General features: G+C 73.2%; 15 protein-coding genes. 3 read left to right on the top strand and 12 right to left on the bottom strand.

Annotation, left to right across the window (positions count from 1 at the left end):
- Positions 1–100: 100 nt before the first annotated feature.
- From abc-f to ACIP64_RS15175, 5 genes are all read right to left on the bottom strand, one after another.
- The gene (gene abc-f / locus ACIP64_RS15155) at positions 101–1,738 is read right to left on the bottom strand and encodes a ribosomal protection-like ABC-F family protein (RefSeq protein ID WP_401585967.1); all 1,638 of its coding nucleotides are present in this window, start codon (positions 1,736–1,738) and stop codon (positions 101–103) included.
- A 254-nt stretch (positions 1,739–1,992) separates the two neighbouring features.
- Entirely contained in the window at positions 1,993–2,613 is a 621-nt protein-coding gene (locus ACIP64_RS15160) for a TetR/AcrR family transcriptional regulator (protein ID WP_401585970.1), read from the bottom strand.
- Positions 2,614–2,661: 48 nt separating this feature from the next.
- Complete coding sequence (locus tag ACIP64_RS15165; protein WP_401585973.1) at positions 2,662–3,591, bottom strand: hypothetical protein; 930 nt, start codon at positions 3,589–3,591, stop codon at positions 2,662–2,664.
- 132 nt (positions 3,592–3,723) lie between these two features.
- The gene (locus ACIP64_RS15170; RefSeq protein WP_401585975.1) at positions 3,724–4,062 is read right to left on the bottom strand and encodes a hypothetical protein; all 339 of its coding nucleotides are present in this window, start codon (positions 4,060–4,062) and stop codon (positions 3,724–3,726) included.
- Positions 4,063–4,235: 173 nt separating this feature from the next.
- Positions 4,236–8,312 carry a discoidin domain-containing protein gene (locus tag ACIP64_RS15175; protein ID WP_401585977.1) on the bottom strand — a complete coding sequence of 1,359 codons (4,077 nt, stop codon included), beginning with the start codon at positions 8,310–8,312 and terminating at the stop codon, positions 4,236–4,238.
- A gap of 655 nt (positions 8,313–8,967) precedes the next feature.
- On the opposite strand from ACIP64_RS15175, the gene ACIP64_RS15180 reads away from it, so the two are divergent.
- Positions 8,968–9,507 (top strand): ArsR/SmtB family transcription factor, encoded by a 540-nt coding sequence (locus ACIP64_RS15180; protein ID WP_401585980.1) that lies wholly within the window; start codon positions 8,968–8,970, stop codon positions 9,505–9,507.
- Positions 9,508–9,524: 17 nt separating this feature from the next.
- Positions 9,525–10,790: an MFS transporter gene (locus ACIP64_RS15185; RefSeq protein ID WP_401586508.1), complete on the top strand. Its 1,266-nt coding sequence runs from the start codon at positions 9,525–9,527 to the stop codon at positions 10,788–10,790.
- A 266-nt stretch (positions 10,791–11,056) separates the two neighbouring features.
- On the opposite strand, the gene ACIP64_RS15190 is transcribed toward ACIP64_RS15185, so the two are convergent.
- From ACIP64_RS15190 to ACIP64_RS15205, 4 genes are all read right to left on the bottom strand, one after another.
- Positions 11,057–12,307 (bottom strand): cation:proton antiporter, encoded by a 1,251-nt coding sequence (locus ACIP64_RS15190; protein WP_401585983.1) that lies wholly within the window; start codon positions 12,305–12,307, stop codon positions 11,057–11,059.
- Positions 12,308–12,309: 2 nt separating this feature from the next.
- On the bottom strand, positions 12,310–12,780 hold the full coding sequence (locus ACIP64_RS15195; protein WP_319659598.1) for a TrkA C-terminal domain-containing protein: 471 nt from the start codon (positions 12,778–12,780) through the stop codon (positions 12,310–12,312).
- 211 nt (positions 12,781–12,991) lie between these two features.
- Positions 12,992–14,047: an aldo/keto reductase gene (locus ACIP64_RS15200; protein ID WP_401585985.1), complete on the bottom strand. Its 1,056-nt coding sequence runs from the start codon at positions 14,045–14,047 to the stop codon at positions 12,992–12,994.
- A 58-nt stretch (positions 14,048–14,105) separates the two neighbouring features.
- Entirely contained in the window at positions 14,106–15,569 is a 1,464-nt protein-coding gene (locus ACIP64_RS15205) for an MFS transporter (protein WP_401585988.1), read from the bottom strand.
- Between the two features lie 196 nt (positions 15,570–15,765).
- On the opposite strand from ACIP64_RS15205, the gene ACIP64_RS15210 reads away from it, so the two are divergent.
- Positions 15,766–16,380 carry a TetR/AcrR family transcriptional regulator gene (locus tag ACIP64_RS15210; protein WP_401585990.1) on the top strand — a complete coding sequence of 205 codons (615 nt, stop codon included), beginning with the start codon at positions 15,766–15,768 and terminating at the stop codon, positions 16,378–16,380.
- A 6-nt stretch (positions 16,381–16,386) separates the two neighbouring features.
- Here the strand turns inward: ACIP64_RS15210 and ACIP64_RS15215 are convergent, their stop codons facing one another.
- From ACIP64_RS15215 to ACIP64_RS15225, 3 genes are all read right to left on the bottom strand, one after another.
- Positions 16,387–17,637 (bottom strand): NAD(P)/FAD-dependent oxidoreductase, encoded by a 1,251-nt coding sequence (locus ACIP64_RS15215; protein ID WP_401585992.1) that lies wholly within the window; start codon positions 17,635–17,637, stop codon positions 16,387–16,389.
- Between the two features lie 110 nt (positions 17,638–17,747).
- Positions 17,748–19,010 carry a PP2C family protein-serine/threonine phosphatase gene (locus ACIP64_RS15220; protein ID WP_401585995.1) on the bottom strand — a complete coding sequence of 421 codons (1,263 nt, stop codon included), beginning with the start codon at positions 19,008–19,010 and terminating at the stop codon, positions 17,748–17,750.
- Positions 19,011–19,135: 125 nt separating this feature from the next.
- A complete protein-coding gene (locus ACIP64_RS15225) occupies positions 19,136–20,950 on the bottom strand; it encodes an alpha-galactosidase D (protein ID WP_401585998.1) in 1,815 nt (604 codons plus the stop codon).
- Positions 20,951–20,959: the final 9 nt, after the last annotated feature.

The raw sequence follows: 20,959 nt of genomic DNA on the forward strand, positions 1-20,959 counted from the left end.
GAGGGAGGAGAAAGGGGGCGCCCGGCCCCGGCCGTGGCACGGCGGTGCCACGGCCGGGAAGGGCAGTGGGCAGGAGCAGGAAGCGGGGGGTGCGCGCGGGCTACGGCCGCACGGGCCCGGTCTCCGTGAGCCGCCCGTCCGCCAGGCGCAGCCAGCGGTCCGCGCCGATCGCGGTCAGGAACCGCACGTCGTGGCTGACCACGACGAAGGCACCTTCGTAGGCGTTCAGGGCGCTCTCCAACTGCCCCACGCTGACCAGGTCGAGGTTGTTGGTGGGCTCGTCCAGCAGCAGCAGATGAGGGGCGGGTTCCGCGCACAGGACGCAGGCCAGGGTGGCGCGCAGCCGTTCGCCCCCGGACAGCACCCGCACCGGCAGGTGGGCGCGCGTGCCGCGGAAGAGGAAGCGCGCCAGCAGGTTCATCCGGTCCGCCTCGGGCATCGCGGGCGCGGCGTCCGCCAGGCTCTCGGCCACCGTGCGGTCGGGGTCCAGCAGGTCGAGGCGTTGCGACAGGTACGCGACACGACCGTCGGCATGCCTGACGCGCGCGCCGTCCGCGGCACCGAGCTCGCCGCCGACCAGGCGCAGCAGCGTCGACTTCCCGGCGCCGTTGGGGCCGGTCAGCGCGATCCGTTCCGGGCCCCGGATCGTCAGGTCGGCCCCCTCGCCCGCGAAGATCTCCCGCCCGCCGTGGCGGACCCGCATCCGCTCACCGGTGAAGAGCGTGCGCCCGGCCGGTACACGGGTGTCGGGCAGTTCCAGCGCGATCCTCGTGTCGTCGCGCAGGGCGCGGCCCGCCTCGTCCAGCCGGGCCTTGGCCTCGCTGACCCGGGCGGTGTGGGTCTCGTTCGCCTTGCCCGCGGACTCCTGGGCGCGCCGCTTGAGCGTCCCGGCGAAGATCTTCGGCAGTCCCGCGCTGTCGAGGGAACGCGCGGCGGCACCGGCCCGGCGGGCGGCCCGCTCCCGGGACTGCTGCAACTCCCGCTTCTCCCGCTTGAGTTCCTGTTCCGCGCTGCGGATGTTCCGCTCGGCCGCCTGCTGCTCGGCGCGCACGGCCTCCTCGTACTGCGTGTAGTCGCCGCCGTGGAAGCGGATCTCCCCCCGGTCGAGTTCGGCCACCCGGTCGACCCGGTCCAGCAGTGCGCGGTCGTGGCTGACCAGCAGCAGGCAGCCCCGCCACTCGTCGAGGACGGTGTGCAGGGTGCGCCGGGCGTCCAGGTCGAGGTTGTTGGTGGGTTCGTCCAGCAGCAGGACGTCGGGGCGCCTCAGCAGTTGCGCCGCCAGGCCCAGCGTGACGGCCTGCCCGCCGCTGAGCGTGTGCAGGCGCCGGTCGAGGGCGACATCCCCGAGGCCGAGCCGGTCGAGTTCGGCGCGGCTGCGGTCCTCGATGTCCCAGTCGTCGCCGATGGTGGTGAAGTGCCGCTCGCCCGCGTCCCCGGACTCGATGGCGTCGATCGCGCGGATCACGTCGGCGACGCCGAGGACCTCGGCCACGGTCAGGTCGCTGGTCAGCGGCAGGGACTGCGGGAGGTAGCCGAGCGTCCCGTCCACGGTGACGGAGCCGCCGCGGGGCCGCAGTTCCCCCGCGATCAGTTTGAGGAGCGTGCTCTTGCCGGCGCCGTTCGGCGCGACCAGGCCCGTGCGCCCGGAGCCGACGGTGAAGGACAGGCCCTCGAAGACAGGGGTGTCGTCAGGCCAGGAGAAGGACAGGTGGGAACAGACGATGTACGCGTCGGACATGGGTGAGCCCTCGGGAGAACGCCGCGGGCACGCCGGAGCGGCCCTGCGGAAAAGGAAGCGGGAAGGAATGACGAAGGGGCCACGGCGGCTGCGCCTTCTGCGCGCCTGCCGATGGCCGAGGACACCCGGTATCACCCGGAGATGTCGTCGTCACCCGCCACGTACGGACTCCCTTGGTCTGCTGATCCGCTTCCGATCTGCTTCGCGGACGTTCGCGGGCCAGCGTAGCAGCCGGTCCGGAAACGGGCCCGCCGTTATCGTCGCGCCGACGGGCCGCCGTCGAACGCGGCCACGGCCTCGAACAGGCGCAGTCCCTGCTCCACGACGTCCTCGCGGGACAGCGGAAGCGTGCCGTCGGCCCAGTTCAGGAGGATCTGTTGGACGCCGCCCACGATCGCCAGGGCCATGACGCCTGTGTGCGTCCCGGGACCCGGCGGGTCCTCCAGGAGCAGCTCCTCCACCATGCGGGCCAGATTCCACATCCCCCGTCGCCGCTCGTTCGCGGCCAGCGGACCGGCCGCGAGGGACTCGACGAGCTTGACCCGTCCCTTGCGGGGGTCGTCGGCCACGCCCGCGGCCAGCACCCGCAGCATGCCGCGGGCCCGCTCCCGGCGTGTTCCGGGACCGGTGGCGGCGGCGCGGCACCCCGCGGCCTCCTCGTCCTGGATCTCGGCCAGGACGGCGGCCATCAAGGCGTCCAGGGAGGGGAAGCTCTCGCCGAAATAGCGGTCCTGCAGTCCGCTGCGGCGCAGCACGGCGCGGATGGACGTGCCGGGGTACCCCTGGGTGTGGAACAGCTCCAGTCCGGCGTCCATCAGCCGCCGGCGCCGGGCCGCGGCGCGTTCCCCGGCGGTCATTCCGTCGTACGTTCGCATACCACCAGATCCCTCCGGCCCATCCTAGCCAGGGGTCCCTTTTCGGGCTCAGCGGATCGGGGAGACCCTCAGTACCCGCCGAACGCCATGTGACGAGTGGGCCTCGTGGTCTGCGGGATACACGCTGACGGTGCCGTCGGGAAGGTGGCGGCCGACGATGTGGTAGTAGTCGGTCCGGTTCCGTTCGCCGAGGACCGGGTTCGGCTCCTCGTGGCTGCCCTGCGGGTAGTAGGGGAAGCACGTCGCCCACGGCACCGGGATCATGGTGCCGCGGTCACCGAGGAACGGCTTGGCGCCCTGCCGGTCCGCCGGGAGCCGCCCGGCACGCCGGCGCGTGCCCTGCCAGACCAGGTACTGGGGGACGGTGATGGAGCCGATGTGCCGTCCGTCCGGTCGATGCGTCTCGGCGTCCTCCTTCTGAAGGTCCTTCAGCTGCCATTCCGCGCCTATGCCGCGGTACTTCAGTCCTCTCCCCGCTGGTTCGGGCCCATCGGAATCGTCCAGGACGAAGCCGATCAGCCAGTCGGCGTCCTGGCCGTCGTCGTGCCTGGCGGCAAGGCGCGCCCGTTCGGCCTCGACGGCGACGGAGTGGACAGCGGGCCGGCCCGTCGCCCTGGAGGCCCAGTCGGCGATCCGCTGCTGGGGGGAGGGCTGAGGCGGCGGTGGATCGTACGGGTACCGGTAGGGGCCCAGGGGAACCTTGTCGGTGATCCGGGCCCACTCGACCGCGTCGATCAAGGCGAGAAACCGCCGCCATCCACCCAGACTGCGGACGCTCGGAGTCATGACCAGATCATCCCGGCATCCGGCTCCGGCCCGTCGGACGAGCCAGGCCCTGGCCTCGGGCTGCACAAGCGCGTCGAGGGCCGCGCGGTCCGGCATGCCGTGAACGGGGAATCCCATGCTGCGCAGGACTGCGGCGCAGGCCTCGTACTGCCGGTCGACGCGCTCGTCGTAGGCATGTCCGCGCTTCGCCACCGTTACCCCCCTGCTGACGGAACTCCCGCCCCGCCCCCCGACGCCGGATCTCAATCCTTCCCTGCGCGGCCGGGTATGTATGCCGGTCCGGCGGCAGCACCGAGCAGGCGGATCGGCATCGCCCGGGGGCCATCAGACGGCACGTGCCCCCACACGGGGCTCGCAGGGGCTGCCTGCGCTGTCGGGACTGTCGGGGCGGTCCAGATACACCCACCCCAGCGGGTTCCAGCGCAGACGGTGCACCTCGACGGCGTCGATCGCGGCATTCGCGCGCGCCGCGCACTCGTACGCCGCGGTGGCGCGGCACGCCGCGATGTCCACGGCGTCCTGCGCGTCGGCCGCCTCGCCGCCGACGACGTAGTAGTGGCAGCCCGCGGCACCGTGCGGTGTGCTGAAGCGGAAGCCCACCAGCCATCGGTCCCCGTGCGCGGCCGATCCGGCCCGGTCCTTCGGTGCGATGGTGGCGAACATGGGTGCTGCGCTCCTTGGTCACGTGGTCGCGGGGTGGCCGCTCCGGGCCGCTCGATGTCCAGTTCAACAGCACGAGGGGCCCGGAGCATCGCGTTCTTGCTGGTCTCGCTATGCCTGGGAACGGCAGTACCACCCTCGGCGGGCGGGGCCGCGGCCCCGCCCGCGCCGGGCGGTCAGTCCCCGGCCCGCACCGTCGTCCGCGGCACGTTGTACCCGTCCACCCGCAGGGCCGGCCGGCCCGAGGGCAGGGCGTGCTCCGGCCAGGACAGGGTGAGGGTGCGCGACTCGCCGGGCAGCAGCCACAGGTAGTTGTCGCCGTACAGGGTCGGCAGCACGCGTTCGCCGCTGCCGGCGTCCAGGAGCGACAACCGCACCATGGCCGCCACCGACCCGCCCCGGTTGGTGACCGTGGCGGTCGTCCCGCGGCGCTCACCGGACCGGGTGACCTTGCCGACGGTGGTGGTGACCCGAGTGCTGTGCGCGGAGTTGAGCGCCCGCATGGCGGACGGCTCGCGGTAGCGCCAGTAGGTGTTCTCCGACAGCACGGTGCCGCCGCGCTCCATCCGCAGCCGCAGCAGGTGGAAGTCCGGCAGGCCGTCCTCCCACCCGGCGGTGAACGCCTCGGTCGTGCCCGAGGAGGCGACGTCGAGGGTCGTGCGCAGGGTCTTCCCGAGCCGGCGGCCCTCGAGGTCGAAGAGCTGTGCCGTGACCGTGACCCCCTTCAGCGCGCGCGGGGTGTGGTTGACCGCGACGACCTGCCAGGAGCCGGGGACGGCCTGGACGTGGACCGCCTCGCAGGCGGAACGGGCGCCGTAGTAGGTGCCGTTGACGTCGAAGTCGTAGTCGTAGGTCTGCCACACCGTGCTGTGCCACGCCGGGTGCGACATCCACAGCAGCAGGCCGCTGGCGTTGTCCCAGAGGTTGGCGTTCCACGCCTCGAACATCGCGCGGGTGTTCTCGTAGTTGACGAACTGCGCCTTGCGCGTGAAGTCGTCGAGGTCGCGGGCCGTGTCGAGGCGGGCCTCGATGGCGGCCTGGTAGTTCTGCGGGGCCTGGTTCCCGCGGGTGCTCCAGTCGTGGTAGTACCAGGCGCCGCCGGCCGGCCACTCGGGCTCGGAGCCGACGAGGTTGCGCATGCTCTCGGCGGTGGACACCACGGGCATGCCGATCTCGGTGTGGAAGCCGAAGTCGCCGCTGCCGTAGGTGGAGGCGGAGAAGTAGCGGTTGGGGTCGACCCAGCCGTAGGGGCCGCCGCCGGTGACGATGCCGCCCGCGGAGTTGTTCTGGTAGAGGATGCCGGGCGCCTCGTCGTGGACGGCGTCGCGCATGCCGTCGTCGATCGCCGCGGGCGGGTTGCCCTCATTGGCGCCGCACCAGACGACGACACTGGGGTGGATGCGGTAGCGCAGCACCGTGTCACGGGCGAGGGAGTTGAACGCCTCGTGGTTCGGCGGGTCCATGGCCCACGCGTTGGGGAAGTCGTTCCAGACCAGCAGGCCGAACTCGTCGCAACCGGCGTAGAACTCCTCGCGGTTGCTGCTGGCGACCCAATTGCGGATCATCGTGAAGTTCATGTCGCGGTGCATGCGCAGCGCCGCGTCCATGCGCTCGGCCGGCATGCGGCGCAGCAGTTCGTCCCAGCCCCAGTTGCCGCCGCGGCAGAAGACGCGGACGCCGTTCACGCTGATCTTCAGCGGGTCCGGGGTGTTGTCCACGGACGTCACGTCGGTCCAGGAGTCGCCGTCGTCGGAGACCTGGACGGTGAACGTCTTCGGGTAGGCCGACTCCCAGACCACGGCGACCCGGTCGAAGGGGACCGAGGAGCCCAGATCGACCTGGATCCACTGGTTGTCCTCGTAACTCGAGGACCAGCGGCTGCCGGGGTCGCCGTCGGTGGCGTTGGAGGCGGGGTTCGAGGAGTCCTCGGTGGAGGCGGTGGTCCTCTTGCGCAGGGCCAGGTCGGTGCCGGGCGCCGCGCTGTCGACCACGGACAGCGTCCACAGCGAGTTGCCCCAGCTGGTGGCCCGCGCACCGCACTGGAGGCGCACGTAACGCGCGGTGCGGGCGTCGAACTCGACGTTCTGGAGGCTGGCCGAGCCGCTCTGGAACGGCAGCGGGACCGCGCCGTTGTCGACGGACTCCGCGTCGGTCCAGGAGTCGCCGTCGTCGGAGAGCTGGACCACGAAGGTCTTGGCGTAGGCCCGCTCCCAGGTCAGGTCGACCCGGTCGAAGGAGACCGAGGAGCCCAGGTCCACCTGGATCCAGTGGTCGTCCTCGAACGCCGAGGACCAGCGGGTGCCGGCGTCCCCGTCGGTGACGTTCCCCGGCGCGTTGCCCGGGTCGTCGACGGAGGAGGCGGAGGCGTCCTTGTGCAGTGCGAGGTCCACGTCGGGGACGGAGCTGTCGACCACCGACAGGGTCCACAGCGAGGAGCCCCAGCCGGTCGCCCGGGTCAGGCAGCGCACCCGCACGTAGCGGGCCTTGCGGCGGCCGAGGTCGACGGACTGCGTGTAGGAGTCGCTGCCGGAGGTGAAGCGCAGCGGGATGTCGTAGTCGTAGCCGAACTGGCGTATGCCGAAGCGGGTGCCGCGGCGGTCGCTCTCCGCGCCGCCGACCGTCGCCACCAGCGTCAGGTCGTGCAGCGCGGGGCTGCCGTAGCCGTTCGGCCACCACAGCTCCGGGTCGCGCAGCCGCAGCCGCGGGTCGGTGGCGGGGGTGAACACGACGTCGGTGCTCTTGCCTGCGGGCACGGTGACGGTCCGGGACACCCGCACCCCGCAGAGCGAGGCGCTGACGGTGACGCTCCGGTCGGTGGTGTCGGCGTTGCGCACCGGGACGGTGATCGTCAGCTCGGCGGTCCGGGTGTCCGGCAGGTCGGGCAGGACGGTGTCGACCCGGGGGTCGCCGAGGACGGCGTGGCCGGTGGAGCGCAGCCGTACGTGGTTCCAGATGCCCGCGGCCCGGTCGCGCACGGCCGGCATCCAGTCCCAGCCCGAGGAGGCCAGGTACGTCGGCGAGTTGCGGTTCATCATCGTGGCGCCGGCGTCCACGAAGGCCAGGCCCGCCTCGCCCTTGTCACCGGGGCTGCCGGGGAGGGGCATCGGGGTGATGCGCACGGCGAGCGCCTGCTCGCCGCCGGCCGCCAGGTGGGCGGTGATGTCGGTGGCGGACCGGGCGAAGGGGAACTCCATGCTCGCCACCGAGGCGCCGTTGAGCCAGATGTCCGCCTTGTGGTTGATGCCGTCGAACTCCAGCCAGATGTGCCGGCCGGCGCCCGTGCGCAGCGACCGCGGCAGGCGGAACTCGCGCCGGTACCACCAGGCGTGCCGGGACAGCGCCTCGGGGACGTGCAGGTTGTTGAAGCCGGTGACCGGGTCGGGCAGCTTGCCCTGCTCGACCAGCGAGCCCAGGACCGTGCCGGGCACGGTGGCGGGCAGCCAGCGGCTGGTGTCGACGTCGGCGCGGGAGAGGTCGGCGCCCTCGGCTCCGGCCCAGTCGTCCATGGTGAGCGTCCAGCCGGACTCCAGCGGCACGGTCCCGTCGGCGGCGGCCTGCAGCTCGGGCGCCTTGTGGTCGTGCACGCCCCAGTCGGTCCAGCCGGTGGCCTCCGGGCGGTGGCCGCGGGCCCGGCCGTGCACCTCGAAGCCGTTGAGGCCCAGCGGGTTGGCGTTGGAGCGCTTGTGCACGGTCAGCCGGACCCAGCGGGCGGTGACGGCCCGGGCGAGGGCGATGTCGACGACGCCGCCGGTGCCGGAGTCCGTCCGGTGGACCGCCGTCCAGGTGCGGTGGTCGCGGGAGGTCTCGACGACGAAGTCCACGGCGCAACTGGACAGGATCTCCTGGCCGGTGGTGCTGTCGCGGGGGTTGCCGCTGTTGGACGGGACGAAGGGCGGGTCGCCGGCCGTGGCCTCGAAGGTGAGGCGGATGGCGGTGACCTCGCAGTCGCCCTCCAGGTCGACCGAGATCCACTGGGGGTCGCCGGCCGCCGCGCGCCAGCCGCTGCCGCGTACGCCGACGGCGTTCAGGCGGTCCACCGCGAACTCGCCCGGCGTCGGCGCGTAGTCGGTGGACGACACCGCGACCGGGCGGTGGGCCGCCAGGTCTCCGGCGGCGCTGCCGCCGCCCGTCACGGCCTGCTCGGCGGCACGGGCGGTGCCGGGGAGCGCAACGCCGATACCCAGGCTCGCGAGCAGTGTGGTGCCGGTGGTGACGACCGACCGGCGGGAGGGGTGGGACGCGTGAGTCGACATACGCAAATGGTCCAATCCGGGCACCCGGTGACGGGTTGGTAGACGACCCGGTCCGCTCGGGCCGCCTGACAACGTTGCCATCTGACAACGTTGCCATAGGCTGTAATCCCCCGGGGCCGCTGTCAAGGGGTACGGCACGAACGCTGCCCGCGGGCGACCCGGCGGGAGCGTCCGGCCAAGCGGCGCGGGGCCGTTGAGCCGCCTCGTCTCTATGGCCGAAAAGCGACGCCCCGCCGGGACGACCCACGTACCCGCCGACGTCCGGACGCCACCGCGCACGCCTCCCCCGCGCACTCCGCCGACACCGCCCGACTCGCGGCCATGGCAGTGCGTTCACCGATCCCACCTGCTGCTCTTGCCGCCAATGAGGGCTCCCGGGGGCCGGCTTCACCCGCCCCGGCGCCCGGCTCCCCCGCCGCAGCGGCTCGCGCGGAGCACGGCACGTCGGCGACACGCTCCTCGCACCGACGATTTTCGGCCACACGTGATCACGATCAGGGACCGCGTCCGGGCCGGAAACGTGGGCGTTCGGCGCGTCGCGGTGTCCGGAGAAGGGAGCCCGCGGAAACCAAGGCACCGGCGCCGGAGCCGACCGATTCCGAAGGTTCGGGAAAACCCCTTGCCCAATGGTCAAGAAACGTTGACCATTGGGCACATGCCAACGGACGATCTTCCCGAGACCTTCCACGTCACCTCCGACGAACAGCTACGCGCTGTCTCCAGCCTCACGCGCCACCGGATCATGGCCGTGCTCCGCTTCGAGCCCGCGACGATCACGCAGATCGCCGAGCGAGTGGGCCTCGCCAAGGGGAGTTCGAGTTACCACGTACGGCTGCTGGAGCGGGCCGGCCTCGTGAAGGTGGTACGAACGCGCAAGGTCCGGGGGGTCACCGAGCGGTACTACGCGATGGCCGCGCGATCGATCGTGCTGCCGGATCCGGGCGAGGGAGGGCCGGATGTGCTGATGCGGCACGCGGTGGCGGACCTGGAGGCGGCTCCGGTGGACGGCGAGCGGCACGTACGGATGGCGCATCTACGGCTCACGGAGGAGCAGTTCACGGAGCTGGGGGCGCGGTTGCAGGCACTGGCGGACGAGTACCGGGAGCTGTCCGATCCGTCGCTGCCGGACGCGTCACTCGCCTTCGCGCTCTTCCGTCCGGCGCCGCTCGGGCAGGTCGAAGGAGGCGCCGAGTGAGGGCGGGAACCAAGGAGTTGCCGACCGGCTTCGGGCGGCTGTGGACGGCGCAGACGGTGTCCGCATTTGGTGACGGGATATCACATGCGGCGCTGCCACTGCTCGCTCTGACGCTGACGCGGGATCCCATGGCGCTGGCCGTCGTCACGGCCTCCGGAACGCTCCCGTGGCTGCTCTTCGGGGTGCTCGGCGGTGCGCTGGTGGACCGCTGGGACCGTCGGCGCACGATGTGGGTCATGGACGCGGCGCGTGCGGTGCTGCTCGCCGTACCGGCCGCAGCGGCCGCGCTCGACATGCTGGGCATTCCGCTGCTCGCGGCCGTCGCCTTCCTGCTGGGCATCGGCGGGCTCTTCTTCGACACGGCCGCCACGGCGTATCTGCCGGATCTGCTCGGCCGCGACCCCGCGGTCCTGGAGCGGGCCAACTCCCGTCTGCGCGGGGCCCAGACCGCCATGTCCGGCTTCGCCGGGCCGCCCGCGGGCAGTGCGCTGCTCGTGCTCGGGCGGGCCGTTCCCCTGCTGGCCGACGCGGTGTCGTTCGCGCTCTCCGCACTGCTCGTACGGTCGCTTCCCGCCCTGCCCCGGCCCGTGCCGGAGGTTCACGCATCCCTGCTGCGGCAGGCCCGGGCCGGGGCCTCGTACGTGTTCCGGGACCGGCTGCTGCTCGGGCTCGCGCTGCGTCCGGCGGTCGGGAACATCGCCTTCCTCGCCGTGGAGACCGTACTCGCCCTCTTCGCGCACGAACGGCTCGGCATCGGCGCCCTGGGTTTCGGCCTGCTCCTCACGGCCGAGGCAACCGGCGGTCTGCTCGGCGCCGGCATCGCCTCCTTCCTCGGCCGGCGACTGGGCACCGGCGCCGCGCTCACCTGCACGGCCGCAGTCGAAGGACTCGCCATCGCGGCCCTTGCCGCCGCCCCGGACCCGTACGTCGCCGGCCTCGCGCTCGCCGTCTGCGGAGCGGGCATGGGCGCCACGATGGTGCTCGGCCCGTCCCTCCGGCAGGCGATCGTGCCCGCCGACCTGATGGGGCGAGTCGCCTCCACCTCCCGCATGCTCGCCATGTGCGCCGCCCCCTTCGGCGCGTGCCTCGGCGGCTGGCTGGCCACCGCCTACGACGTACGCACCCCGCTCTACGCCGCCGCCGGCCTCCTCCTCACCATGACCGCCGTCACGTCGACCATGACCGGCAACCGCAGGGTCGAGGCGGCGCTGCGTGCGGCCGCCCCGGCCCACGATCCGGACGACCGGGCGTCCCGGGACACCGTGCGGGAGGGGGCCGTCTGAGGGCTCCGCGAGATCGTGGAGCCAGTGCCGGGCCCCGGCGGGGCTCGGTGCGGCGCCGTCCGTCCCGCGGTACTCGGCAGCCCGCTACGGCGGATCGCACGCGCGAGCCGGCGACGGGACCGTGAGCCGCCGGTCGAACCGACGACAGCAGGTGCCGTCGACCGGACGATGGGGAGCACGCCGGTGCGACAGCACACCGCCGCGCACCGTGCCCCGAGCCCCCTGGCGCTCGCTGGACGCCGCGGCCTCGGCACCGCCCCCGGCCGTCAGCCCGACGAGCGCGAGACTCCCGCCGAGGTCGTGTCCGGCAGTTCCTCGACCGCCATCGACCCGCCCGCTTCGACCCCGGGGGACGGCACGCGGCGGAACACGGTCCGCAGCGCGCTGACGGCGGGCTCCGTCCAACGGGCGGCCAGGGGGCCGGCGATGACCAGGATCAGGACGTACGCGGTGGCCAGCGGGCCGATCCGGGGCTGACTGGCGACAGCCAGGCCCGCGATGACGATCGAGAACTCGCCGCGGGCCACGAGAGTGCCGCCGGCCCGCAACCGGCCCCGGGTGTGGATGCCGGCCCGGCGCGCCGCGTACCAGCCCGTCATGATCTTGGTGACCGTGGTCACGGCGGCCAGCGCGAGCGCCGGCAGCAGCACCGGCGGGATGGCGGACGGGTCGGTGGACAGGCCGAAGAACACGAAGAAGACGGCGGCGAACAGGTCGCGCAGCGGCATCAGCAGCCGGCTGGCGCCCTCGGCCGCCTCCCCGGACAGCGCGATGCCCACGAGGAACGCGCCGACGGCGGCGGAGACCTGGAGCTTCTGCGCGAACCCCGCGACGACCAGGGCCAGTCCGAAGACGACGAGCAGCAGCATCTCCGGGTTCTCCGAGGAGACCGCCTTGCTCAGCAGGCGTCCGTGGCGCAGTGCCAGGAAGAGTACGGCGCCCACGGTGCCCATGGCGATGGCGAGGGCGAGTCCGCCGGCGGCCAGGCCGATGCCGGCGAGCAGGGTGGTGAGCAGCGGGAGGTAGACCGCCATGGCCAGGTCCTCGATGACGAGGACGCCGAGGATCACGGGGGTCTCGCGGTTGCCGAGCCGTCCGAGGTCGGTCAGCACCTTGGCGATGACGCCCGAGGAGGAGATCCAGGTGACGCCGGCGAGCGCGACGGCCGCCACCGGGCCCCAGCCCAGCAGCAGCGCCGCGGCGGCGCCGGGCACGGCGTTGAGGGCGAAGTCGACCAGGCCCGAGGGGTACTGCGTGCGCAGGCTGGTGACCAGTTCGGAGGCGCTGTACTCCAGGCCGAGCAGCAGCAGGAGCAGGATCACCCCGATCTCCGCGCCCACGGCGGTGAAGTCCTCGCTGGCGTCCAGCGGCAGCAGGCCGCCGTGCCCGAACGCGAGTCCCGCCAGCAGGTACAGGGGTATGGGCGAGAGCCCGAGGCGTCCGGCGAAGCGCCCGATGAGCCCCAGTCCGAGGATGACGGCGCCGAGTTCGATGAGGAGTTCGGTGGTGTCGTGCATCCTCACTCCCCCGCCACGATCGCGGCGAGCGCGTCCACGCCCTCGCGGGTGCCGACGACGACCAGTGTGTCGCCGATCGCCAGCCGGAAGTCCGGCCCCGGGGAGGGGTGGGCGCTCGTCCTGCGCATGACGGCGACGATGGAGGCGCCGGTGCGGGTCCGCGCGCGAGTGTCGCCGAGCAGCCGCCCGGCGTACGGGGAGCGGGAGTTGACCGGGATCTGCTCGGTGACGAGGCCGATTCCCTCGGTGTGCACGGCCTCCAGCGGGGTGGGGTCGAGGAGCCGGGCCAGCACGGCGGCCTCGTCGCCCTCCAGCGGTATCGACAACTGGCACGAATCGGGGTCCTCGGCGCCGTAGAAGCCCAGGAAGCGCCGGCCGTCCTGGTGGACCACCACCGAGAGGTGCCGTCCCGCACGGGTGGTGACGTCGTACTGCGTTCCGACGCCGGGAAGGGTCGTCCGCCGAGTTCCCACTCTTGCCTCCCAGGGGGTGTCCCATGGTGTCGATGCATGGCCGAACGGGTGGCGCAGCCCTCGAGGTCCCGGCCCCTCGACACGGGTACCACTGCCGCAGGCCTGGCCACCAGCGCGTTTTACCCTATCATTACGCTTCAGCGGGGCGGATCCATTCCCGCCGGCACCCCGCGCCACGGGACGGCGCGGGGCACCGGCGGGGCCGCACGGATCAGGCCACCGGCCGGACGGGGACGTCGACTCGGGAGGCGTCCCCGCCGCGCAGGCTGTCGCGGGCACCGAGGACCGCCTCGTGCGGCACACCGAGCGGGACGGCGCTGACCTCGGTCAGCCGCGTGTACTGCTCCGGGCTCAGCCGGACCGCCAGGGCGCCGAGGTAGTCGTCCAGCTGGGCGGTGTTGCGCGGGCCGATGATGGGCAGGAACGGCGTCGCCGCCCGCGCCGAGCGCTCGCGCACCCAGGCCACGGCCACCTGGGCGGGCGTCGCACCGGTCTCCCGCGCGATGTCCAGCACCGTGTCGACGACGGCGGTCTTCTGGTCGGAACTCTCGGTGTGCACCAGCACCTTGAGGTCGCTCAGCCGGCCCTGCGTACCGCGGCGGTACTTACCCGTCAGCAGCCCGCCGCCGAGCGGCGACCACAAGGCAGCGCCCAGACCCAGGCTTTCGGCCATCGGCAGCAGTTCGCGGTCGGCGCTGCGCTCGACGAGGCTGTATTCGATCTGGACGCCCGCGACGGGGGCCCAGTTCCGCGCGTCCGCGAGAGCGGCGGCGTGGGATATCCGCCACGCCGGGAAGTTGGAGAGCCCCGCGTGCAGGATCTTGCCGGACCGCACCAGGTCGTCGATGCCGCGCAGGATCTCCTCGATCGGCGTCAGGTCGTCCGGGAAGTGGACCCAGTACAGGTCGATGTAGTCGGTGCCGAGGCGCTTCAGACTGGCCTCCACCGAATGGATCATGTTCTTGCGGCTGTTGCCGGTCTTGGAGATGTCCTTCCGGGCCGTGTACCCGTTGCTGAACTTGCTGGCCAGCACGAAGTGGTCGCGGTCCGCGGTGAGGAAGCTCCCCAGGATCTCCTCGGACTCGCCGAACTGGTAGGAGTCGGCGGTGTCCAGGAAGGTGCCGCCGGCCTCGGCGAACCGGTCGAACATGCGGCGGGACTCCTCGATGTCGGCCCCGGCGCCCCAGCTGGTGCCGAAGTTGCCGGTGCCGAGGGCGTACTCCGAGACGCGCAGTCCGGTGCGGTGTCCGAAGGTCGTGTAACGCAAGGGGATCTCCTTGGATGTGGGGGGGTGGGACGAGCTGTCTGCGGTGGGGGTGGGAGGCTCAGCCGGCCGCGGCGCCTGCCCGGCGGCGCGGTGTGATGCCGAGCGCGGCGAGCGCGCTCAGGGCGACGAGCGCGGCCGAGGTCCACCACGCGTGGGCGAAGGTGTGCGCGGCCTGGCCGGAGGCCCCCGCCGCGAGGAGGACAACGAGGACGCTGACGCCGATCACGTTCCCGACCTGGCCGGCCATGGTGACGACGGCGCTGCCGGTGGCGGCCTTGTCCTTGGGCAGTTCGGCGGTGGCCGAGGAGATCAGGGTCGGCAGGGCCAGGCCGACACCGACGCCCGCGACGAGCCAGCCGGGCAGGATGTCGGTGGCGTAGTGGAGTTGCCCGCCCGTGGCCAGGGCGAGCAGCCCGGCCCCGACGGCGACGAGTGCGGCGCCCAGTGCCGCCACCGCACCGACCGGCAGGCGCCGTGCGAACCGCCGACCGGCGGCGGAGGCACCGAACACCATCGCGGGGCCGGGGGCGACACCGAGGCCGGTCTCGATGGCCGACCAGTGCCATTCCTGCTGCAACCACAGGGTGAGGCCGAGCAGTTGGACGGCGAAGGCGGTGTAGAACAGCAGCGTCGCGACGCCGGCCCAGGCGAACACCGGGTTCCGCAGCAGCCGCAGGTCGACGGCGGGGACGGGATGTCGCGCGGAGCGCAGCAGGCACAGCGCGAGTGCCACCGCGGCCACCACGAAGCTGCCGACCGTCGGCGCCGCGCCCCAGCCCCACGCCGGCGCCTGGACCAGCCCGAGGGCCAGGGAGCCGATCGCGACGGCCAGCAGGGCGCCGCCGAGCAGGTCGGGCATCCGGGCGTCGCGGGTCTGCCGCCCGCGGGGCAGCAGGCGAGCGGCGAGGACCAGCGCGGCGACGCCGATCGGCAGATTGAGCAGGAAGATCCACTGCCAGGCGGCCTGGACCAGCAGTCCGCCGACCATGGGCCCCGCCGCGGCCGCCAGTGAGCCGCTGGCGGCCCAGATCTGGATGTACCGGGTGAGCTTGGCGGGCGGGGCCGTGGTGAGAACGAGGCCCAGGCTTGCCGGGGTGAGCACGGCGGCACCGGCCGCCTGGAGGAAGCGGAAGGCGACGAGGACCCACAGGTCGCCGCTCGCCGCGGCGCCCAGGCTGGCCGCGGTGAACACGCCCAGGCCGAGCAGGAATCCGGTCCTGCCGCCAAAGCGGTCGGTCAGGCGGCCGGCGGGGACCAGGAGGGCGGCGTACACGATCGCGTAGCCGTTGAGGATCCAGCTCAGCTTCGACAGCGAGGTCTCGCCGACGCCCTGGCCGATGGGCGCGAGCGCCACGTTGACGACGAAGGCGTCGAGTCCGGACAGGAACACCGAGGTGGCCAGGACGGCGAGGACGAGGCCCGGGTGCACCGGACGGCGCGCGGGCGTGCGGGGGCCGGAGGGCGATGCCTGTGCCGGGCCGGTGCGACCGGCGGGTGTCGCGTTCGGGGGTGAGGCGGTCATGGACGAGGTCTCCAACGGAGTGACGAAGTGCGGGGACGTCCCGATCGGGCGCGCCGCCGGCGGGACGCCTCCTGCGGGGAGAGGGGTCCCGCGGGAGGGTCCGGCCCGCGGCCGATTAAAGAACACCGATCGGTGTACTTAAGAGCGACCGTAACAGGGATTTCCGCTTAAGTAAAACGATCGGTACCCTGGGGGCATGAGCATCACCGACCCTTCGCCCGTACGCCGGCGCCGCGGCCGAGGCGCCCGGGAGCGGATCCTCAAGGCGGCCGCCGAGCTGTTCACCGCCCAGGGCATCAACGCCACCGGCATGGAACAGCTCACGACGGCCGCCGAGGTGTCCAAACGCACGCTCTACCAGCACTTCAGCGGCAAGGACGAGCTCGTCCACGCCTGCCTGCGGGAGATGGAGGACGGACTGCTGCCCCCGCAGGTCCCCCCGGAGATGACCCCGGAGGAAGCCCGCGACCGGCTGCTCGCCGTCCTCTCCTGGCCTCCCCCGGACCCCTCGGCGCCGCTGCGCGGCTGCCCGTTCCTCAACGCCGCGGTCGAGGTCCCCGACCCCGATCACCCGGTGCACCGGCTCGCCGCGTCCTTCAAGACCGAGTTCGCCCGGCGCCTGGCCGGCCTCGCCCGGCGCGCCGGCGCCCGTGATCCGGAACTGCTCGGCGAGCAGTTCGCCCTGCTGTACGACGGCGCCGTCTCCCGCAGCACGGCGCTCAACGCCCCCGGCAGCGGCGCGGTGGCCCGCTCGATCGCCACGGCCCTGCTGGACGCCGCGCTCGTCCCGGACGCCCGGCCGGCGGGCTGACCCCCGCTAGTCCGCGCGGCGGTGGTCCGCCAGCAGTTCGCGCGCGGCGCGCGCGCCCGAGGCCAGGGCGCCCTGGAGCGAGCCCGTTGCGCGGTGGTCGCCGCACACGTAGCGGCCCGGGGTCACGCGGCTGCCGCGGCTGAGCGGGTGCGGCGGCGGCATCGCGGGGAGGGCGCCGGGCACCGTGCAGGCGCGCAGCGGCTCCCAGGCGCCCGTGTCGGTCCCGTACACCTCGGCCAGCGCCTCCCGCACCGCGGCCTCCTCCTCCGGGCGCGGGACGCCGAGGACGGAGGTCGACACCAGCGCGCGGCCGTCCGCGGACAGCCCGGGCTGGACCTCGGTGAGGACCACCGTGTTCAGGAACCGCCGCCGCGCGTCGACCAGGAGCGTGGGCTCCGCCAGCGGTGAACGGTCGGCCGCGTGGTACAGCGTCGTCACGGTGCGTGTGCCGGGCACCGTGAGCCCCGGAAGCAGGCGTGCGGCGGTCTCCGGCCCGGTCGCCACGACGACGGACGGCGCCGCCGTCTCCGTCCCGTCGTCCAGCAGGACGCCGTACGCCGTCAGTTCACGCACCGGCGCGTTCGTGCGGACGACGCCCTCGGGCAGCAGCCCGGCGAGCTGCGCGGGCACCGCGCCGATGCCCTCGGCCGGGAGGCAGAGGGTGCCGCGCAGCATGCTGCGCCACACCAGGTGGAAGAAGCGGCTGGAGGTCTCCAGCTCGTCCTCCAGGAAGACGCCCGACAGGAACGGCCGGAAGAAGGACTCGACGATGTCCCCGGAGAGCCCGGCCGCGGCGAGCGCGGTGAGCGTCGTGGTGTCCGCGCCGCGGCGCAGGACCCGGGCGGGCAGCAGCATGTCGCGGGCGCTCAGCACGCCGAGCGCGGCCAGGTCGCGCGCCGGGGCCAGACGGCCCGGCAGCAGGCCGGCGGCCTCCCGCGGGCGGCGGGTCGGGTCGGTGAACAGCAGCCGCCCGCGGTCGGTGTGCACCGCCACCCCGGGCGTGAACGCGCGCAGCCGCAGGTCGCGCAGCCGCAGCCGGCGCCGCACCTGCGGGTAGGAGGTGTTGAAGACCTGGAAGCCGCGGTCCAGCAGGAAGCCGAGGTGGCGGTCGGTCCGCATCCGGCCGCCGACGCGGTCGGAGGCCTCCAGGACGCGCACCGACAGGCCCGCCGCGCTCAGGTCGGCCGCACACGCCAGTCCGGCGGCCCCGGCACCGACCACGATCACGTCACACCGGCCGCCGTGCTCGCGAGCCATCGATCGCCGCCCTCTCCACGACCGCCGCCGCAGGACGGACCCCGCGTCGCACGGTGCCGATCACCCTACGTGCGCTCCCACCGGCGTCCGGGCGCGGCGCGCCGCGCCCGTCACAGCCGCAGGGTGACCAGGGCGACGTCGTCGTCGGTGTCCGCACCGTCCTCCGCGCGCAGGTCGCGCAGCAGGGCGTCGGCCAGGTCCTCCGGGCCGAGGTCGCGGTGCCGGACGATGCTGTCGGTGAGACGCCGCAGCCCGACGTCGATGTCCTCGCCGCGGCGCTCGATCAGGCCGTCGGTGTACAGGACGAGGATGGCCCCGGGCGAGTAGCCCACGGTGGCCTGGGCCCGGTTCGCCTCGTACGTCCAGGCGCCGAGCGGGGGGTCGGCGTTCTCGTCCAGGAAGACCGCGGTCTCGCTGCCCGCGTCGAGCAGGGCGGGCGGCGGATGGCCGGCCCTGCTGTACGTGATGGTGCCACGGGCGCGGTCGATGACGGTCTGGACGGCGGTGGTGGCGAGCGCCCCCTCGACGGTGATGGCGTACCGGGCCAGGGTCTTCAGGGCCGGCCCCGGCTGGCCGAAGGCGCGGACGGCGGCGCTGAGCGCGCTGCGCAGCTGGCCCATGACGCCCGCGGCCTCCAGGCCGTGCCCGACGACGTCCCCGACGGCGACCGCGAGCCGGTTGCGTTCCAGCCCGATCAGGTCGTACCAGTCGCCGCACACGTTCAGCGAGCCGGTGGCGGGCCGGTAGCGGACGGCGGCGAAGTCGTACTGGTCGTGGACCACGGTGGGCAGCATCGAGCGCTGCAGCGTGACCGCGATGGCGCGCTCGCGGGCGTGCGCCTCGCGCAGCCGCTCGTTGAGCTCCTCCAGTTCCTGCGCCCTGACCAGCAGCCCGGCGGTCGCCAGCACGTCGCTGCTGAGCCCGCCGCCCTCGGAGTCCAGGCCGTGGCCGGAGCGGACCAGGGCGGTCACGTCGTCCAGGCGGGCGATGACCATGCCGACCTCGCCGTCGGGACCGACGACGGGGATGTGGACGGGGCTCCAGTAGCGCACGCCGTCGTCTCCGGGGTGGCTGCGGACGGCGTCGTACCGGATCGGGCCGATGACGTCCTGCTCACCGGTGGCCACGGCGCGCTGCGCCGAGGCGCTCATGCGCTGCACGTCGTTGTCCGCCTCGATGGGGAACGCCTCGACGGCCGGCGTTCCGCGCACCTGTTCCCGTTCGAGACCGAAGGTCCGCAGGAACGAGTCGTTGGCGTCCGCGATCACGAGGTCCGGGGTGAGCAGCAGCACAGGAACGGGAAAGGCCAGGAACACCGACTCGTAGTCGATCTTCCCGCCCGGTCCCCCTCCGGATCCGGATCCGCGGCTCACCCTTTGATGTCTACCTCGCCCGGACGGCCTCCGCCCGTTGGCGGCGGTCCGGCACCGCCGGGTGGCGGCGGTGCGGACCGCCTGTCCGGGGTGCGGGGCCCGGCGCGCGCCGGGCCCCGCGGGGGTCACAGGCGCTTCGGGACGTCGATCCGGTCGATGTCGGGGGCGTAGCCGGAGCCGCTGTCGAAGGTGATGGTGTTGGCGCCGGCCCTGAGGCTCAGGGGGATGCTCACGGTCTCGGCCGTCCCCCAGTCGCCGGTGGACGCGAACGCGTACGGGGTGGCGCCGCCGCCGTTGACGGAGACCTGCGCGGAGCGCGGGTCTCCGCTGACGTAGGCGACCTTCACCGAGTAGATGCCGGCCTTCGGGACGACCACGTCGTTGAAGCGCAGCGCGCCGCCGAGGTAGAGGTTGCCGACCTTGCGGGAGCCGGAGCAGGCGCCGCAGTCGGCGACCGAGGCACCGCCGCCGAGGGTGTTGCCCGCGGCCTCGGCCTCGTACCCGGTCGTCGCCTGCGCCGGCCCGTGCGGGGTGACGGTGAACAGACGGGAGCCGTGCGCGGGCAGGGTCGCGGTGATCTTGTCCGCACGGCTGCCGAGGTCCTGGTGGCTCCACAGGTCGCGCACCGAGCCGCGGCCGGAGAAGCCGAGGGCGGCCCAGTCGGCGGTGACGTCGGCGGGGGTGTCGCCGAGGTTGAACAGGGCGACGGTCCGGCTGCCGTCGGCGTTCCTGGCGGCCCACACCTGCTGGTCGCCGGCCGGGGTGACCGGGCGGGCGGGCGGGGTACTGGACTGGTCGACGGCGATGACCTCGCGGTTGGTCAGCAGCGAGGTGCCGTAGGCGTCGAGGCGAGTGAGGTCGTCACCCGTGAACAGCGGCGACTTGGCGATGGCCCACAGCGTCATGTAGGTCTGCCGCTCGGCCTTGGTGAGGCCGTCCATCCCGCCGTTGCCGACGTCCAGGGAGTCCAGGTCGTTCCAGCCGCCGGGGCCGCCGTGCCGGCTCCAGGCCGCGGCGTCGGCGAAGCGGTCGTCGACGGAGTTCTCCCAGCTGACCAGGGTGTCGCAGTAGCACTCGACGTCGGTGTCGATCCGCCAGCCGTTGGAGTACTTCTTCCAGTCGGCGATGTGGCCGATGTCGAGCGACCAGGAGAGTTCCAGGTGGATGGGGCGGCCGGTGGCGGCGATGGCCTTCTGCCAGGCGGCGATGTCGGCGACATTGTCGTAGTTGTCGCCGCTCTTGAAGGAACCGGGGCCGACGCCGTCGATCTTGAGGAAGTCGTACCCCCAGTCGGCGATCAGCCGGGCCTGCGAGTCGATGTACTTCTGGGCGCAGGGCCGGGAGAAGTCGATCTTGTACGAGCTGTCCCAGCCGTTGGTGGTGCGCAGGTCGCCGTAGACGATGTCGCCGGTGGTGCAGCCGGGGGCGTTCCAGACCGGGACCTTGCCGTCGCCGTAGCCCTCCTTCTCCAGCCCGACCGGCAGGTAGATGCCGGCCTTCAGGCCCTTGGCGTGGATGTGGTCGGCGACCGGCTTCATGCCGCGGGGGAAGCGCACCGGGTCCGCGGTCTGCCGGCCGTTGGCGTCGAACTCGGGCTTCCAGTCCTTGTCGCGCCACCAGCCGGCGTCGATGTTGATGTAGCTGTAGCCGTACTTCTTCAGCTTGGCGGCCATGGCGTCGGTCTGCTGGAGCACCTTCTGCTCGGTGAGCCAGCTGTAGTCGCCGTCCGGGTTGAGCCCGGGGTACTTGGAGGACTGCATGCTCCAGCTCGACCAGCCCATGTAGGGCTTGGCCGCGACCGGTGCCTTCGTGACGGCCGGCGTCTCCGGCGCGGCGGCGCGGGCCGCGGGCACGGTGGCGGACACAGCGGCGGTGAGCGCCAGGACGAGCAGCGTGCGGGCGGTGCCCGAGGGCAGGACGGAGTGCGAGGGTGACCGCATGGGTCGGCC

Source organism: Streptomyces sp. NPDC088733, assembly GCF_044751185.1.
Taxonomy (GTDB): Bacteria; Actinomycetota; Actinomycetes; order Streptomycetales; family Streptomycetaceae; genus Actinacidiphila.

What these genes read in the sequence shown, in the direction of transcription:
- ACIP64_RS15180 (WP_401585980.1), top strand. Translation starts at nt 8,968, where the DNA reads ATGCCAACGGACGATCTTCCCGAGACCTTCCACGTCACCTCCGACGAA.
- ACIP64_RS15225 (WP_401585998.1), bottom strand. Translation starts at nt 20,950, where the DNA reads ATGCGGTCACCCTCGCACTCCGTCCTGCCCTCGGGCACCGCCCGCACG.
- ACIP64_RS15170 (WP_401585975.1), bottom strand. Translation starts at nt 4,062, where the DNA reads ATGTTCGCCACCATCGCACCGAAGGACCGGGCCGGATCGGCCGCGCAC.
- ACIP64_RS15160 (WP_401585970.1), bottom strand. Translation starts at nt 2,613, where the DNA reads ATGCGAACGTACGACGGAATGACCGCCGGGGAACGCGCCGCGGCCCGG.
- ACIP64_RS15175 (WP_401585977.1), bottom strand. Translation starts at nt 8,312, where the DNA reads ATGTCGACTCACGCGTCCCACCCCTCCCGCCGGTCGGTCGTCACCACC.
- ACIP64_RS15205 (WP_401585988.1), bottom strand. Translation starts at nt 15,569, where the DNA reads ATGACCGCCTCACCCCCGAACGCGACACCCGCCGGTCGCACCGGCCCG.
- ACIP64_RS15190 (WP_401585983.1), bottom strand. Translation starts at nt 12,307, where the DNA reads ATGCACGACACCACCGAACTCCTCATCGAACTCGGCGCCGTCATCCTC.
- abc-f (WP_401585967.1), bottom strand. Translation starts at nt 1,738, where the DNA reads ATGTCCGACGCGTACATCGTCTGTTCCCACCTGTCCTTCTCCTGGCCT.
- ACIP64_RS15215 (WP_401585992.1), bottom strand. Translation starts at nt 17,637, where the DNA reads ATGGCTCGCGAGCACGGCGGCCGGTGTGACGTGATCGTGGTCGGTGCC.
- ACIP64_RS15210 (WP_401585990.1), top strand. Translation starts at nt 15,766, where the DNA reads ATGAGCATCACCGACCCTTCGCCCGTACGCCGGCGCCGCGGCCGAGGC.